The sequence below is a fragment of the Streptomyces sp. NPDC104307 genome, assembly GCF_055584045.1.
Map to the genome: position 1 here is coordinate 595393 of NZ_JBVJMU010000002.1, position 14281 is coordinate 609673.

At 68.8% G+C, this 14281-nt stretch carries 14 protein-coding genes, 1 tRNA gene, 1 pseudogene and 1 riboswitch; of the genes and pseudogenes, 6 read left to right on the forward strand and 10 right to left on the reverse strand.

The genetic code is table 11. The annotated features are described in order from the left end of the window. Nucleotides 1-55: 55 nt before the first annotated feature. Entirely contained in the window at nt 56-2536 is a 2481-nt protein-coding gene (locus tag ACZ601_RS09330) for a transglycosylase domain-containing protein (protein WP_469534994.1), read from the forward strand. 25 nt (nt 2537-2561) lie between these two features. On the opposite strand, the gene ACZ601_RS09335 is transcribed toward ACZ601_RS09330, so the two are convergent. The 3 genes and pseudogenes from ACZ601_RS09335 to ACZ601_RS09345 all read right to left on the reverse strand — a co-directional run. After that, nucleotides 2562-2882 carry a DMT family transporter gene (locus ACZ601_RS09335; protein ID WP_311305487.1) on the reverse strand — a complete coding sequence of 107 codons (321 nt, stop codon included), beginning with the start codon at nt 2880-2882 and terminating at the stop codon, nt 2562-2564. 39 nt (nt 2883-2921) lie between these two features. Further along, nucleotides 2922-2991: riboswitch (guanidine-III (ykkC-III) riboswitch) on the reverse strand. Between the two features lie 51 nt (nt 2992-3042). Further along, nucleotides 3043-3381, reverse strand: a complete 339-nt coding sequence (locus tag ACZ601_RS09340; RefSeq protein WP_031087845.1) for a GroES family chaperonin — start codon at nt 3379-3381, stop codon at nt 3043-3045. A 204-nt stretch (nt 3382-3585) separates the two neighbouring features. Beyond that, nucleotides 3586-3894 (reverse strand): annotated as a pseudogene (locus ACZ601_RS09345) (DUF3618 domain-containing protein); the annotation flags it as partial. Nucleotides 3895-4021: 127 nt separating this feature from the next. Here ACZ601_RS09345 and bcp point away from each other — a divergent pair. The 3 genes from bcp to ACZ601_RS09360 all read left to right on the forward strand — a co-directional run bounded on the left by bcp (nt 4022) and on the right by ACZ601_RS09360 (nt 6380). Continuing rightward, nucleotides 4022-4489, forward strand: a complete 468-nt coding sequence (gene bcp / locus ACZ601_RS09350; protein WP_311305485.1) for a thioredoxin-dependent thiol peroxidase — start codon at nt 4022-4024, stop codon at nt 4487-4489. Nucleotides 4490-4631: 142 nt separating this feature from the next. After that, a complete protein-coding gene (gene proP / locus ACZ601_RS09355; protein WP_469534998.1) occupies nt 4632-6128 on the forward strand; it encodes a glycine betaine/L-proline transporter ProP in 1497 nt (498 codons plus the stop codon). Between the two features lie 168 nt (nt 6129-6296). Then, nucleotides 6297-6380: transfer RNA gene (locus ACZ601_RS09360), tRNA-Leu, on the forward strand. A gap of 41 nt (nt 6381-6421) precedes the next feature. Here the strand turns inward: ACZ601_RS09360 and rdgB are convergent. From rdgB to ACZ601_RS09380, 4 genes are all read right to left on the reverse strand, one after another. Further along, entirely contained in the window at nt 6422-7024 is a 603-nt protein-coding gene (rdgB, locus tag ACZ601_RS09365; RefSeq protein ID WP_469535001.1) for an RdgB/HAM1 family non-canonical purine NTP pyrophosphatase, read from the reverse strand. 32 nt (nt 7025-7056) lie between these two features. Next, the gene (locus tag ACZ601_RS09370; protein ID WP_469535003.1) at nt 7057-7449 is read right to left on the reverse strand and encodes a hypothetical protein; all 393 of its coding nucleotides are present in this window, start codon (nt 7447-7449) and stop codon (nt 7057-7059) included. Nucleotides 7450-7574: 125 nt separating this feature from the next. Then, nucleotides 7575-8312 (reverse strand): ribonuclease PH, encoded by a 738-nt coding sequence (gene rph / locus ACZ601_RS09375; RefSeq protein ID WP_469535005.1) that lies wholly within the window; start codon nt 8310-8312, stop codon nt 7575-7577. A 111-nt stretch (nt 8313-8423) separates the two neighbouring features. Then, entirely contained in the window at nt 8424-8657 is a 234-nt protein-coding gene (locus ACZ601_RS09380; RefSeq protein ID WP_019886687.1) for a PTS sugar transporter subunit IIB, read from the reverse strand. A 222-nt stretch (nt 8658-8879) separates the two neighbouring features. On the opposite strand from ACZ601_RS09380, the gene ACZ601_RS09385 reads away from it, so the two are divergent. Both ACZ601_RS09385 and ACZ601_RS09390 read left to right on the forward strand, forming a co-directional pair. Further along, nucleotides 8880-10190 (forward strand): PTS transporter subunit EIIC, encoded by a 1311-nt coding sequence (locus tag ACZ601_RS09385; RefSeq protein WP_440578035.1) that lies wholly within the window; start codon nt 8880-8882, stop codon nt 10188-10190. A 271-nt stretch (nt 10191-10461) separates the two neighbouring features. After that, nucleotides 10462-11712, forward strand: coding sequence for a PTS transporter subunit EIIC (locus ACZ601_RS09390; RefSeq protein WP_440578034.1), 1251 nt, complete (start codon nt 10462-10464; stop codon nt 11710-11712). 103 nt (nt 11713-11815) lie between these two features. On the opposite strand, the gene ACZ601_RS09395 is transcribed toward ACZ601_RS09390, so the two are convergent. From ACZ601_RS09395 to ACZ601_RS09405, 3 genes are all read right to left on the reverse strand, one after another. Further along, nucleotides 11816-12568 carry an MBL fold metallo-hydrolase gene (locus ACZ601_RS09395; protein WP_469535010.1) on the reverse strand — a complete coding sequence of 251 codons (753 nt, stop codon included), beginning with the start codon at nt 12566-12568 and terminating at the stop codon, nt 11816-11818. Nucleotides 12569-13030: 462 nt separating this feature from the next. Further along, nucleotides 13031-13981, reverse strand: a complete 951-nt coding sequence (locus ACZ601_RS09400; protein WP_073738225.1) for a PLP-dependent cysteine synthase family protein — start codon at nt 13979-13981, stop codon at nt 13031-13033. Next, nucleotides 13981-14259 carry a MoaD/ThiS family protein gene (locus ACZ601_RS09405; protein ID WP_389208465.1) on the reverse strand — a complete coding sequence of 93 codons (279 nt, stop codon included), beginning with the start codon at nt 14257-14259 and terminating at the stop codon, nt 13981-13983. Before ACZ601_RS09405 ends, ACZ601_RS09400 begins: the two co-directional genes overlap by 1 nt. Nucleotides 14260-14281: the final 22 nt, after the last annotated feature.

The following is a 14281-nucleotide window of genomic DNA, read 5'->3' on the forward strand; positions in this document are numbered from 1 at the left end:
CCGGAGAAAAGGGCACTATGGGGGAACTGACCGCGGCCGAGGAGTCTGCACCGACATGAGCGACGAGCCACAGCAGCAGAACGGGGACCCCGGCCGCAGGGGCTGGACCCCCAGAGACCTGCCTGCCGACGCCGCCGCCGCCCCCGGAGGCCAGGGCACCCCGGCCACAGACCCGGCCGACGCGGAGTCCGGGCCGAACAGCGCCACCGGCACGAAGCAGAAGAAGCCCAAGCGCCCCAAACGCAAGGGCTGGCGCCGCGCCGTCCCCACCTGGCGGATGGTGCTCGGCGGGATCCTCCTCATCGCCCTGGTCCTGATCGGCGGCTTCATCGCCGGGTACCAGCTCGTCGACATCCCCTCCGCCAACGCCAGTGCCACCGCCCAGTCCAACGTCTACCTCTACAAGGACGGCAGCGTCATCGCCCGCGACGGCGAGGTCAACCGGGAGAACATCAAGCTCGCCCAGGTCCCCCGCACCGTCCAGCAGGCGGTCCTCGCCGCCGAGGACCGCGACTTCTACTCCGAACGCGCCGTCGACATCAAGGCGATGTTCCGGGCCGGCTGGAACACCTTCACCGGCAAGGGCAAACAGGGCGGCTCGACCATCACGCAGCAGTACGTCAAGAACTACTACCTGGGCCAGGAACAGACCGTCGGCCGCAAGATCAAGGAGTTCTTCATCGCGATCAAGCTGGGCCGCGAGGAATCCAAGAACAAGATCTTCGAGGGCTACCTCAACACCAGCTACTTCGGCCGCAACGCCTACGGCATCCAGGCCGCCGCCCAGGCCTACTACAGCAAGGACATCGGCGACGTCACCACCGCAGAGGGCGCCTACCTCGCCTCCCTGCTCAACGCGCCCAGCGCGTACGACGTCATCACCCACCCGGAGAACAAGAGCGCCGCCGTCGCCCGCTGGAACTACGTACTCGACGGCATGGTCAAGGAGGACTGGCTCGGGGCCGGCGAGCGCGCCGCCATGACCTTCCCCCCGCCGGGCCGGGTCAAGCCCGCCAACAGCCTCTCCGGACAGCGCGGCTACATCGTCCAGGCCGTCGAGGACTACCTCGTCCGCAACGACATCCTCGACGAGAAGACCCTCGCCACCCGCGGCTACCGGATCACCACCACGCTGGAGAAGAGGAAACAGGACGCCCTCGTCGAAGCCGTCGACGACAACGTCATGTCCAAGACGAGCAAACAGCGCAAGGCCGACCGCAACGTCCGCGTCGGCGGCGCCTCCATCGACCCCGCGACCGGCCGCGTCGTCGCCATGTACGGCGGCATCGACTACACCCGGCAGTACGTCAACAACGCGACCCGCACCGACTACCAGGTCGGCTCCACCTTCAAGCCGTTCGTCTTCACCTCCGCCGTCGCGAACGGCTCCACCACCCAGGACGGCAGGCGCATCACCCCCACCACCATTTACGACGGCACCAACAAGCGCATGGTCCAGGGCCCCGACGGACCCACCGGCTACTCCCCCGCCAACGAGGACGACAAGAGCTACGGGCCCATCACCGTCAGCGCCGCCACCGACAAGTCCGTCAACGCCGTCTACGCCCAGATGGCCGAGGACGTCGGCCCCGACAAGGTCCGCCGGACCGCCGTCGGCCTCGGCATCCCCAAGGACACCCCCGACCTCACGGCGTCCCCGTCGATCGCGCTCGGCCCCGCCACCGCCAGCGTCCTGGACATGACCGACGCGTACGCCACCCTCGCCGGCCACGGCAGGCACGGCGCCCACGTCCTCGTCGACGAGGTCACCAAGGACGGTACGGCGGTCAAGCTCCCCGACCGCAGCACCAAACAGGCCGTCAGCCGCCAGGCGGCCGACACCACCACCTCGATCCTGCGGAGCGTCGTCGACGGCGGCACCGGAACCGCCGCCCAGGGCGCGGGCCGCCCCGCCGCCGGAAAGACCGGCACCGCGGAGGAGGACAAGGCCGCCTGGTTCGCCGGATACACCCCAGAGCTCGCCACCGTCATCGCCGTCATGGGCCAGGACCCCACCACCGGCGTACAGAAACCGCTCTACGGCGCGCTCGGGCTCCCCCGCATCAACGGCGGCGGCGCCCCCGCGGAGACCTGGGCCCAGTACACCGGAGCCGCCCTGCGCGGCACCCCCGTCAAGAACTTCACGCTCGACCTGGAGAGCGGCACCGACGAAACCGCACTGCCCAGCGCCCAGAGCAGCGCACCCGGCGACACCGGCCGGCCGTCCCGCACCCCGTCCGGCACCACCTCGAACACCCCGTCCAGCACGCCGCCCACCACCCCGTCCACCCCACAGGCCCCGCCCGCCACCACCGGCACCCCGACCGGCGGCACCGACACCGCGGGCGGCACGGACGGCGGCACAGGCGGCGGGACCGACGGCGGCACGGACACCGGAGGCGGCGACAGCGGCGGCGGGGACAACGGTGGGGCGGACAACGGTGGGGCGGACAACGGCGGAACAGACAACGGAACGGGCACCGCCGGCGGCCTCCTGGAAGGCGCCCGCGGCACCCGCGCCCCCGGCCGCCTCTAGGGGGCGTTGTCCGGGGCCCGGCCCGTCAGTGACCCGAGGTCGCCTTCAGCCCCACGACGGCCACCAGCAGCAGACACACGAAGAAGATCCGGGCCGCCGTCACCGGCTCGTGCAGCACCACCATGCCCAGCACCGCGGCACCGGCCGCACCGATACCCACCCAGACGCCGTACGCCGTACCGATGGGCAGGGTCCGCGCCGCATGGGACAGCAGCATCATGCTCGCCACGATCCCGAGGCCCGTGAACACACTCGGCCACAGCCGGGTGAACCCCTCGGTGTACTTCATTCCGATCGACCAGGCCACTTCGAGCAGACCGGCGATCACCAGCAGAACCCACGCCATGACAGAACCTCCGACGAGACAGAACACGCGATCAACACGGGTGCGTCGTCTTTGCGAAGCCCGGTACGGCGCGTCTCGTCGGGGTCCCACCACTCTAGCAAAGGACAGGCAAAAGGCCTGGTGACAACGGTCACCAGGCCTCGCGCACCGCTCTTCGGGGCTACAGATACAGGCCGGTCGAATCCACCGAGCCCTCGAACCGGTCCGCCGCCACCGCGTGCAGATCCCGCTCCCGCATCAGCACGTACGCCACGCCCCGCACCTCGACCTCGGCACGGTCCTCGGGGTCGTACAGCACCCGGTCCCCCGGCTCCACCGTCCGCACGTTCTGCCCCACCGCCACCACCACGGCCCACGCCAGACGGCGACCGACCGCGGCCGTCGCCGGAATCAGGATGCCGCCGCCGGAACGCCGCTCACCCTCGGGCGAATCGGACCGGACCAGCACACGGTCATGCAGCATCCGGATGGGCAGCTTGTCGTCGGTGTTCTCGCTCACGCCCCGCAACCTACCTGGCCGCTACGCCGCCCCGCGCCCGAGGGGCACCCGGGACGCACCCGAGCCCCGCGCCCGCCGCGTCTCGCGCCGTCTACGCCCCGTGCCGTCCGCGTCCCGTGCCGTCTACTTCCTGCACTTCTTACGCCGCCGTACGGCCACCGTGCTCCCGGGCAGCCGCACGGACACCGTGTTCGTGTTCTTGGGCCGCCGCGCGGACACCGTGAGCAGCCCCACCACACCCACCGCGAGCAGCGCCGCCGGAATCACCCGCTCCAGCCGCGGCGCACCGTCCTCCGTCACGAACTGGGCCTTCACGTCGGACACCGTCCGGTTCACCGCGACGTACGCCCGCCCGGCCGTCCGGTCCACGGCCTCCGCGGCCTTCGCCTTCGCGTCACCAATGATCGTCTTCGGGTGCACCCGCACCCCGATCTCATCGAGCACCACCGCGAGCTGCTCGCGCCTGGTGATGATGTCCGCCTCGATCTGCGCAGGGCTCCTGGCATCCGACACTGCGCCGCCTCCGTGGTCCTCGTCCGGTAAACCTTCATCGACAGTCTGTCAGCTCGGCCGCCCCCGCACCCGGCGGCACCCCTATTACTCTCGGTCCCGTACACCCCACGTACCAACGAGGAGAACCATGAGCGAGCGACTCCAGCCCGGCGACACCGCCCCTGCCTTCACCCTCCCGGACGCCGACGGGAACGACGTCTCGCTCGCGGACCACAAGGGCCGCAAAGTCATCGTCTACTTCTACCCGGCGGCTCTTACCCCCGGCTGCACCAAGCAGGCCTGCGACTTCACCGACAACCTCGACCTGCTGGCCGGTGCCGGATACGACGTCATCGGCGTCTCCCCCGACAAGCCCGAGAAGCTCGCCAAGTTCCGCGAGAAGGAGAACCTCAAGGTCACGCTCGTCGGTGACCCTGCCAAGGAGACCCTGGAGGCCTACGGCGCCTTCGGCGAGAAGAAGCTCTACGGCAAAACGGTGACGGGCGTCATCCGCTCCACGATCGTCGTCGACGAAGAGGGCAAGATCGAGCACGCCTTCTACAACGTCAAGGCCACCGGCCATGTCGCGAAGATCATCAGGGACCTCGGGATCTGACGACCGCATCCAGCGGCCGGGGATTGGGCCGAATGGCCGAAAAAATGTGATGGACATCCCAATCCCCCGCCGATTCGGTTTGCGACCGCCATGACCGCGCAGAAGCCTTCCCTGGAACACCCACCGAGGAAAGGACCCGGCCATGGCGGCCTCCGACCCCCATCAGGCGGCCGACCCCGAAGCGGTCAAACGTCATCCCGCCCTTTTCCGCGCCATCCGTAAGCGGCAGAACCCCAAGCTGCGGCGCACGGACATCACAGTCACGGACGACCAGGCGGTCAAGCGCGCCGTGAAGGCGGCCTCGCTCGGCAACGCCATGGAGTGGTTCGACTTCGGCATCTACTCCTACATGGCCGCCACCCTGGGCCACGTCTTCTTCCCCGGGGGAAGCGACACCACCCAGCTCCTCTCCTCCTTCGCGACCTTCGCCGTCGCCTTCCTGGTGCGCCCCCTCGGTGGCATGTTCTTCGGGCCCATGGGTGACAAGGTCGGCCGCAAGAAGATCCTCGCCCTCACCATGATCATGATGGCGATCGGCACCTTCGCGATCGGCCTCATCCCCTCCCACGGCTCCATCGGCCTCTGGTCCCCGGTACTCCTGATCTTCTTCCGGATGCTCCAGGGCTTCTCGACGGGCGGCGAGTACGGCGGCGCCTCCACGTTCATCGCCGAGTACGCCCCCGACAAGCGACGCGGCTACTTCGGCAGCTTCCTCGAATTCGGCACGCTCGCCGGCTACGTGGGCGCCTCCGGCCTGGTCACCCTGCTCTACGCGCTCCTGAACGACGGCCAGATGGAGACCTGGGGCTGGCGCATCCCGTTCCTCGTCGCGGGACCGCTCGGCCTCGTAGGCCTCTACCTGCGACTGCGCCTCGACGAGACCCCCGCCTTCCAGAAGCTGGAGGGCGGCACGGCACACGCCACAGAGGCGGCGGACGGCGTCGAGGTGACCGCGAAGGGCGACCTCGCCAAGATCTTCCGCGACTACTGGCCGACGCTGATCCTCTGCATCTGCCTGGTCGGCGCGTACAACATCACCGACTACATGCTGCTGTCGTACATGCCGACGTACCTCTCCGACGAGCTCGGCTACAGCGAGACCCACGGACTGCTCATCCTGCTCGGCGTGATGGTCTTCCTGATGCTGATCATCAGCCAGGTCGGCAAGCTCTCCGACCACTTCGGCCGCAAGCCGCTCCTGATGACGGGCATGCTCGGCTTCCTGATCTTCTCCCTGCCCGCCTTCCTGCTCATCCGGCAGGGCAGCATCCCGGCCGTCTCGCTCGGCATGCTGATGCTGGGCCTCTCCCTGGTCTGCATGCTCGGCACCATGTCCGCCGCCCTCCCGGCCCTGTTCCCCACCCAGGTCCGCTACGGCTCCCTGTCGGTGGGCTACAACCTGTCGGCGTCGATCTTCGGCGGCACGACCCCGTTCGTCATCACGGCCCTGATCAGCGTCTCGGGCACCAACCTGATGCCCGCCTACTACGCGATGGGCGCGGCCGTGGTCGGTGTCATCGCGGTGGCCTGCATGAAGGAAACGGCGAACAAGCCGCTGGACGGCTCGCCGCCCTCGGTGGAGACGAGCGAGGAGATGGAAGAACTGGTCGCGAACCAGACCCCGGACCCGAAGTTCTGACCCTGCGCCTACACGCAATGGCCCGTCCCGCTTCGGTTGCCGCCGAAGCGGGGCGGGCCATTCTGCATCTTGTCGGATATCGGACGTGACTCTCCAGGAGCCGGCCGACAAGCTGATTTCATCCCGCGTACCGTGCGGGAGGCCGCCCCGCTAGCATGGATGGCAGCGGCGGCCGTGTCGTAACTGGCAGCCGAGCTGGGTTTAGGTCCCAGTGGGAGAAATCCCGTGTGGGTTCGAATCCCACCGGCCGCACAACATGATGGGCCGCCCCCCGGGGCGGCCCATCGCGTCGTTCACCCCACCAGCTCCCGCACCACCGGTACCAGGGCCCGGAAGGCCAGGCCTCGGTGGCTGATCGCGTTCTTTTCCGCCGGGGTCAGTTCCGCGCAGGTGCGGGTCTCGCCGTCCGGCTGGAGGATCGGGTCGTAGCCGAAGCCGTGGGTGCCGGCGGGGACGTGGCGCAGGGTGCCGGGCAGGCGGCCCTCGACCACGCGTTCCGTGCCGTCGGGGAGGGCGAGGGCGGCGGCGCAGGCGAAGTGGGCGGCGCGGTGCGGGGCGTCGATGTCGGAGAGCTGGGCCAGGAGCAGGTCCAGGTTGGCCAGGTCGTCGCCGTGGGTGCCGGACCAGCGGGCGGAGAAGATGCCGGGGGCGCCGCCGAGTACGTCGACGCAGAGGCCGGAGTCGTCCGCGATGGCGGGGTGGCCGGTGGCCTGGGCGAGGGCGTGGGCCTTGAGGAGGGCGTTCTCCGCGAAGGTGACGCCGGTCTCCTTGACGTCGGGGATCTCGGGGTACGCGTCCGCGCCGACGAGTTCGTGGGTGAGGCCTGCGTCGGCGAGGATCGCGTGGAGTTCGGTGATCTTCCCGGCGTTGCGGGTGGCGAGGATGAGACGGGTCATGGGTCGATTATCGCCGCCACCGGCATGCCTGATTACGGGGTGCAGACCTTGCCGATCTCCTTGGCCGCGTCGGTGACCGGGGTGATGTCGGGGGTCTCGTCGCCCTTGTCGATGGAGTCACGGACGTTGCCGACGCCGGACCGGAGGTCGTCGACGGCCTTGCTGAGGTCGGCGTTGTCGGTCTTGTCCCCGAGGTTGCCGAGCTCCTTCTCGACGTCGTCGAGGGCTTCGGAGGCCTGGCTGGGGTCGTTCGAGGCGTTCGTGACGGCCTGCTGGAGGTTGTTCACGCTGGTGGCAATGGCGTCGGCGGTCTGGACGCAGTCGATCGCCTTGTCGAGCGCGCCGCAGCCGGCCGCAGCGGTGACGGTGAGCAGTGCGGTGGTGATGGCCAGTGCGGTGCGGTGGCGTCGGTGGCGCGCGGCCATGGTGTGGTCCCTCCCCGGGTGCGGATACGCGGACGGGCGCACGGTTCGACCCGTGCGCCCGTACTCGTATCGACGCTGTGCGTGGGGACTTGGTTGCTTCTTTACCTGACCCGCCGGGCCGGTCGTCAGGCGCCGAGGGTGCGGGCGAGGGCGTCGTTCTGGAACGCGGCGAGGTCGACGCAGCCGGCGGTGGCGAGGTCGAGGAGGGCGTTCAGTTCGTCGCGGTCGAAGGGTGCGGCCTCCGCGGTGCCCTGGACCTCGACGAAGCGGCCGTCGCCGGTGCAGACGACGTTCATGTCGGTCTCGGCGCGGACGTCCTCCTCGTAGCAGAGGTCGAGGAGGGGGGTGCCGTCGACGATGCCGACGCTGATGGCGGAGACGGTGCCGGTCAGCGGCTTGCGGCCGTGCTTGATGATCTTCTTGCCCTGGGCCCAGGTGATGGCGTCCGCGAGGGCGACGTAGGCGCCGGTGATGGCGGCGGTGCGGGTGCCGCCGTCGGCCTGGAGTACGTCGCAGTCCAGGACGACGGTGTTCTCGCCGAGGGCCTTGTAGTCGATGACGGCGCGCAGCGAGCGGCCGATGAGGCGGCTGATCTCGTGGGTGCGGCCGCCGATCTTGCCGCGCACGGATTCGCGGTCGCCGCGGGTGTTGGTGGAGCGGGGCAGCATGGAGTACTCGGCGGTGACCCAGCCTTCGCCGCTGCCCTTGCGCCAGCGCGGGACGCCTTCGGTGACGGAGGCGGTGCAGAAGACTTTGGTGTCGCCGAAGGAGATGAGGACGGATCCTTCGGCGTGTTTGCTCCATCCGCGTTCGATGGTGACGGGGCGGAGCTGGTCGGGGGTGCGGCCGTCGATACGAGACATGGGCGGAAGCCTATCCGGCGGGTGGAGTGCGGTCGTGCGCACGCCGCAGGCCCCGTCCTGGTGGGCGGGGCCTGCGGGGCTCGGGCCGGGGCCCGGGGGTTCAGCGGTGGGTCACATCATGTCTTCGATGTCGGCGGCGATGGGGTCCGCGTCGGTGCCGATGACGACCTGGATCGCGGTGCCCATCTTGACGACGCCGTGGGCGCCGGCGGCCTTGAGCGCGGCTTCGTCGACCTTGCTCGGGTCGATGACCTCGGTGCGGAGGCGGGTGATGCAGCCCTCGACCTCTTCGATGTTGTCGATTCCGCCGAGCCCGGCGACGATCTTCTCAGCCTTGCTGGCCATGGCCTTCTCCCTGGTTCTTCACGTACATGTGACGGCCCACCATGGGTCCGTTTCGTCACGGTAACGCACGGTTGGCCCAACTTCGCGGGCGGGCAGCCGAGCCATCGCCAATGATGACGATCACCGGTGCCCTGTCTTCCGGGCGGGCTCCGCACCGTACCGCAACTGGTCTACACCAGTGTGCAACAGCCCCCAAGTGTGCCTTGTTCCGGGAGGACGCCGATGAGCTCGAACAGTGCAGCGATCCCACAGAAGCGGTGGTGGAACGGTCTGTTCCAGGGCCTGCAGAAGATGGGGCGCAGCCTTCAGCTCCCGATCGCCGTGCTGCCCGCGGCGGGCATCCTCAACCGGCTCGGCCAGCCGGACGTGTTCGGTGACGACGGTCTGGGCTGGACCAACCTCGCCAAGGTGTTCGCGGCGGCCGGCGGGGCGCTGCTGGATTCGGGGCTCGGCCTTCCGCTGCTGTTCTGCGTCGGTGTGGCGATCGGGATGGCGAAGAAGGCGGACGGTTCGACGGCGCTGGCGGCGGTGACGGGCTTCCTCGTCTACTACGCGGTGCTGCACGCCTTCCCGGTGGACTGCGACGAGGGTTCGACGTTCGTCTCCGGTGGTGTCTGGTTCGGTACGTGTGTCACGGACGACGCGCAGGTGACGGCGGCCGCGTACCAGAACCCGGGGGTGTTCGGCGGGATCGTGATGGGGCTGATGGCGGCCTGGTTCTGGCAGCGGTTCCACCGGGTCAAGCTGGTGGACTGGCTGGGCTTCTTCAACGGCCGCCGTCTCGTCCCGATCATCATGGCCTTCGTCGGTCTGCTGTTCGCGGCGCTGTGCGCGTGGCTGTGGCAGCCGATCGGTGACGGTCTGACGAGCTTCTCGAAGTGGCTGGTGGACCTGGACTGGCTGGGCTCCGGCATCTTCGGTGTGGCCAACCGCGCCCTACTGGTGATCGGTATGCACCAGTTCCTGAACACGTTCGTCTGGTTCCAGTTCGGTGACTTCACGAAGCCGGACGGGACGGTCGTGCACGGTGACATCAACCGGTTCCTGGCGGGCGACCCGACGGCCGGCCAGTTCACCACCGGGTTCTTCCCGATCATGATGTTCGCCCTGCCGGCGGCCGCGCTGGCGATCTACCACTGCGCGAAGCCGCATCGCCGCAAGGCGGTCGGCGGCATGATGGTCTCGGTCGGCCTGACGTCGTTCGTGACGGGAATCACGGAGCCGATCGAGTACTCGTTCCTGTTCGTCGCGCCCGTGCTGTACGCGATCCACGCGGTGCTGACGGGTGTGTCGATGGCGCTCTCGTGGGCGCTCGGGGTGAAGGACGGATTCAGCTTCTCGGCGGGCCTGATCGACTACGTCATCAACTGGAGTCTGGCCACCAAACCATGGCTGATCATCCCGATCGGCCTGGGCTTCGCCGTGGTGTACTACGCGATCTTCCGGTTCGCGATCACCAGGTTCAACCTCCAGACCCCGGGCCGGGAGCCCGAAGAGGTGGAGGAAGAGATCGAGAGCAACCTCACGAAGTAGCACGAAGTAGCCGCTGGTACGGGGTCGCAGCCCGTACCGCCAAGGCCCCCGGACCCCTCGGTCCGGGGGCCTTCGGCATGTCACGTTGCGTATGCGATGGCTACTGCGAAGTAGTCGCAAATTGCAGGTTCCTTATCTAACCCTCACCGTGCTAAAACTGGTCTACACCACTGAGTGGTCCAGACCACGTGGCGTTCTGCCGCGTTTCTTGAGTCGTCGCCCACCAAAAACCCCCTGTCCCTGGCGGCGCCTTGTCTACTGGAGGAAGTTGATGAGTACGGCCACCGCTACGGCGGCCCCCGCGAAGAAGCGGGGCTCCGGCCTGTTCCAGGGCCTGCAGAAGGTGGGGCGCAGCCTCCAGCTGCCGATCGCCGTGCTGCCGGCCGCGGGCATTCTGCTCCGCCTCGGCCAGCCCGACGTCTTCGGTGACGACGGCCTCGGCTGGCACAAGGTCGCCTCGGTGTTCGCCACCGCGGGCGGCGCGGTCTTCGACAACCTTCCGATGCTCTTCTGCATCGGTGTCGCCATCGGGTTCGCCAAGAAGTCGGACGGCTCCACCGCGCTGGCCGGCCTCGTCGGCTTCCTGGTCTACAGCAACGTCCTCAAGGCCTTCCCGATCACCGAAGCGGTGATCCAGAAGGGCGAGGACACCGCGGCGACGTACAACAATCCCGGTGTCCTCGGCGGCATCCTGATGGGTCTCGTCACGGCGATCCTGTGGCAGAAGTTCCACCGCACCAAGCTGGTGGACTGGCTGGGCTTCTTCAACGGCCGCCGGCTCGTCCCGATCATCATGGCCTTCGTCGGCGTGATCTTCGGTGTCTTCTTCGGCCTGGTCTGGGAGCCCATCGGCGACGTCATAGCCGACTTCGGCCAGTGGATGACGGGTCTCGGTTCCTTCGGTGCCGGACTCTTCGGCCTGATCAACCGCGCGCTGCTGCCCGTCGGCATGCACCAGTTCGTCAACACGGTCTCGTGGTTCCAGCTGGGTGACTTCACGGACGCCACCGGCGCCGTCGTGCACGGCGACCTGAACCGCTTCTTCGCCGGTGACCCGACCTCGGGCCAGTTCATGTCGGGCTTCTTCCCGATCATGATGTTCGGCCTCCCGGCCGCCGCCATCGCCATCGCCCACGCCGCCCGCCCGGAGCGCCGCAAGGCCGTGATGGGCATGATGATCTCTCTCGCGCTGACCTCGTTCGTCACCGGTGTGACCGAGCCGATCGAGTTCTCGTTCATGTTCATCGCGCCGGTGCTCTACGCGATCCACGCCGTCCTGACCGCCATCTCGATGGCCGTCACCTGGGCGCTCGGCGTGCACGCCGGATTCACGTTCTCCGCGGGCTTCATCGACTACGCGCTGAACTGGAACCTGGCGACCAAGCCGTGGCTGATCATCCCGATCGGTCTCGTCTTCGGAGCGCTCTACTACGTGCTGTTCCGCTTCGCGATCGCCAAGTTCAACCTCACCACCCCGGGCCGCGAGCCCGAGGAAGAGGTCGAGGACCTGACCAAGGCGTAAGCCCGGTCGGTACATGACGGAGCCCTCACCTTCCCGGCGGAAGGTGAGGGCTCCGTCGTGTGTACGGGGTACGGGCTCCGTGGCGCTTACGGGGCCCGCGCCGTCAGATCTCGTAGACCGCGCCCGGTACCGCCAGCTCCGTCGGGCCGTCGAAGACCTCGCGGGCGTCGGAGAGGTTGCGGCCGGCGTCGGTCCACGGCGGGATGTGGGTGAGGACCAGGCGCCCCACCCCGGCGCGGGCGGCGAGCTCGCCGGCCTGGCGGCCGTTGAGGTGGAGGTCCGGGATGTCCTCCTTGCCGTGGACGAACGACGCCTCGCAGAGGAAGAGGTCGGCGCCCTCGGCCAGCTCGTCCAGGGCCCCGCAGATGCCGGTGTCGCCGGAGTACGTGAGCGAGCTGCCGCCGTGCTCGACGCGGATGCCGAACGTCTCGACGGGGTGGCGGAGCTTCTCCGTACGCACCGAGAAGGGGCCGATCTCGAACGAGCCCGACTTCAGCGTGTGGAAGTCGAAGACCTCGCCCATCGCGTGCTCTGACGGGGTGTCGGCGTGGGCGGTGGTGAGCCGCTGCTCCGTGCCGTCGGGGCCGTAGACCGGGAGGGGGGCCAGGCGTCCGCCCCCGTGCGGGTAGTAGCGGACGACGAAGTACGCGCACATGTCGATGCAGTGATCGGCATGGAGGTGGCTGAGGAAGATGGCGTCGAGGTCATAGAGACCGACGTGGCGCTGCAGCTCGCCGAGGGCGCCGTTGCCCATGTCGAGGAGCAGCCTGAAGCCGTCGGCCTCTACGAGGTAGCTCGAACAGGCTGATCCCGCGGACGGGAACGAGCCGGAGCATCCGACGACGGTGAGCTTCATGGAGCGTGAACCTCCGAGACGTGGGAACGGGGAGGGTTCGTGCGGTTCGTGGAGCGGTTTGTTGAGCGTAAGGCGCGAAAGAGCTGGTCGCTCCTTTGCGGCGGGCCGTTGTGGGGGAACTCACCTGTGCTGTCACCGGTTCGATGGAAGGGGTGCGCCTGGGGGTGCGCCTGCGGCGGGCTTGTTCCCCTCCCCGCCCCTTCCCGTAACCGGGGCTCCGCCCCGGGCCCCGCGCCTCAAACGCCGGCGAGGCTGAGTAGTTTCCACCCCCTCCGCGATTGAGGAGGAGGCTGAGCAGTTTCCAGCCCCTCCGGCGATTGCGGAGAAGGCTGAGTAGTTTCCAGCCCCTCCGGCGATTGAGGAGCGGGGGTACGGGGGCAGCGCCCCCGGAAACGGCGGACGCCGGGGGTCCCGACCGCATCGGTCGAGGCCCCCGGCGTCCGGGAAGAGGCAGCTCGGGCGCTACGCCCAGAGCTGGCCGTGCAGCGTTTCGATCGCCGCCTCCGTGGTGGGCGCGGTGTAGACGCCCGTCGACAGGTACTTCCAGCCGCCGTCCGCGACGACGAAGACGATGTCGGCGCGCTCACCGGCCTTGACCGCCTTGTTTCCCACGCCGATCGCGGCGTGCAGCGCGGCGCCGGTGGAGACGCCCGCGAAGATGCCCTCCTGCTGGAGGAGTTCGCGGGTGCGGGTGACGGCGTCGGCCGAGCCGACGGAGAAGCGGGTGGTGAGGACAGAGGCGTCGTACAGCTCGGGGACGAAGCCCTCGTCGAGGTTGCGCAGGCCGTAGACCAGGTCGTCGTAGCGCGGCTCCGCGGCGACGATCCTGATGCCTTCGACGTTCTCCCGCAGGTAGCGGCCGACGCCCATGAGCGTGCCCGTGGTGCCGAGGCCCGCCACGAAGTGCGTGATGGAGGGGAGGTCGGTGAGGATCTCCGGGCCGGTGGTGGCGTAGTGGGCGCCCGCGTTGTCGGGGTTGCCGTACTGGTAGAGCATCACCCAGTCCGGGTGCTGGGCCGACAGCTCCTTGGCGACCCGGACGGCGGTGTTGGAGCCGCCCGCCGCCGGGGAGGGGATGATCTCGGCGCCCCACATGGTGAGGAGGTCGCGCCGTTCCTGCGAGGTGTTCTCGGGCATCACGCAGACGATGCGGTAGCCCTTGAGCTTCGCCGCCATGGCGAGCGAGATGCCGGTGTTGCCGCTGGTGGGTTCGAGGATGGTGCAGCCGGGGGTGAGCCGGCCGTCCTTCTCGGCCTGCTCGACCATGTGGAGCGCGGGGCGGTCCTTGATCGAGCCGGTGGGGTTGCGGTCCTCCAGCTTGGCCCAGATGCGGACGTCGTCCGACGGTGACAGCCGCGGCAGGCGGACGAGCGGGGTGTTGCCCACTGCGGCGAGCGGGCTGTCGTAGCGCATCAGTTCATGCCGCCGGCGACGGCCGGGAGGATGGTGACGCTGTCGCCGTCGCTGAGCTTGGTGGAGATGCCGTCGAGGAAGCGGACGTCCTCGTCGTTGAGGTACACGTTCACGAAGCGGCGCAGCTGGTCGCCGTCGACGATGCGCTCACGGATGCCGGTGTGGCGGGCTTCCAGGTCCGTGAAGAGGTCGGCGAGGGTCGCTCCGCTGGCCTCGACGGCCTTGGCGCCGTCGGTGTAGGTGCGGAGGATGGTCGGGATGCGGACCTCGATGGCCATGGCGTGGGCTCCTGTCGAAGCG

Bases quoted from the DNA above. Each gene is read 5' to 3' on its own strand.
- ACZ601_RS09330 (WP_469534994.1), top strand. From the start codon at position 56: ATGAGCGACGAGCCACAGCAGCAGAACGGGGACCCCGGCCGCAGGGGC.
- ACZ601_RS09335 (WP_311305487.1), bottom strand. From the start codon at position 2,882: ATGGCGTGGGTTCTGCTGGTGATCGCCGGTCTGCTCGAAGTGGCCTGG.
- bcp (WP_311305485.1), top strand. From the start codon at position 4,022: ATGAGCGAGCGACTCCAGCCCGGCGACACCGCCCCTGCCTTCACCCTC.
- proP (WP_469534998.1), top strand. From the start codon at position 4,632: ATGGCGGCCTCCGACCCCCATCAGGCGGCCGACCCCGAAGCGGTCAAA.
- rdgB (WP_469535001.1), bottom strand. From the start codon at position 7,024: ATGACCCGTCTCATCCTCGCCACCCGCAACGCCGGGAAGATCACCGAA.
- ACZ601_RS09370 (WP_469535003.1), bottom strand. From the start codon at position 7,449: ATGGCCGCGCGCCACCGACGCCACCGCACCGCACTGGCCATCACCACC.
- rph (WP_469535005.1), bottom strand. From the start codon at position 8,312: ATGTCTCGTATCGACGGCCGCACCCCCGACCAGCTCCGCCCCGTCACC.
- ACZ601_RS09380 (WP_019886687.1), bottom strand. From the start codon at position 8,657: ATGGCCAGCAAGGCTGAGAAGATCGTCGCCGGGCTCGGCGGAATCGAC.
- ACZ601_RS09385 (WP_440578035.1), top strand. From the start codon at position 8,880: ATGAGCTCGAACAGTGCAGCGATCCCACAGAAGCGGTGGTGGAACGGT.
- ACZ601_RS09390 (WP_440578034.1), top strand. From the start codon at position 10,462: ATGAGTACGGCCACCGCTACGGCGGCCCCCGCGAAGAAGCGGGGCTCC.
- ACZ601_RS09395 (WP_469535010.1), bottom strand. From the start codon at position 12,568: ATGAAGCTCACCGTCGTCGGATGCTCCGGCTCGTTCCCGTCCGCGGGA.
- ACZ601_RS09400 (WP_073738225.1), bottom strand. From the start codon at position 13,981: ATGCGCTACGACAGCCCGCTCGCCGCAGTGGGCAACACCCCGCTCGTC.
- ACZ601_RS09405 (WP_389208465.1), bottom strand. From the start codon at position 14,259: ATGGCCATCGAGGTCCGCATCCCGACCATCCTCCGCACCTACACCGAC.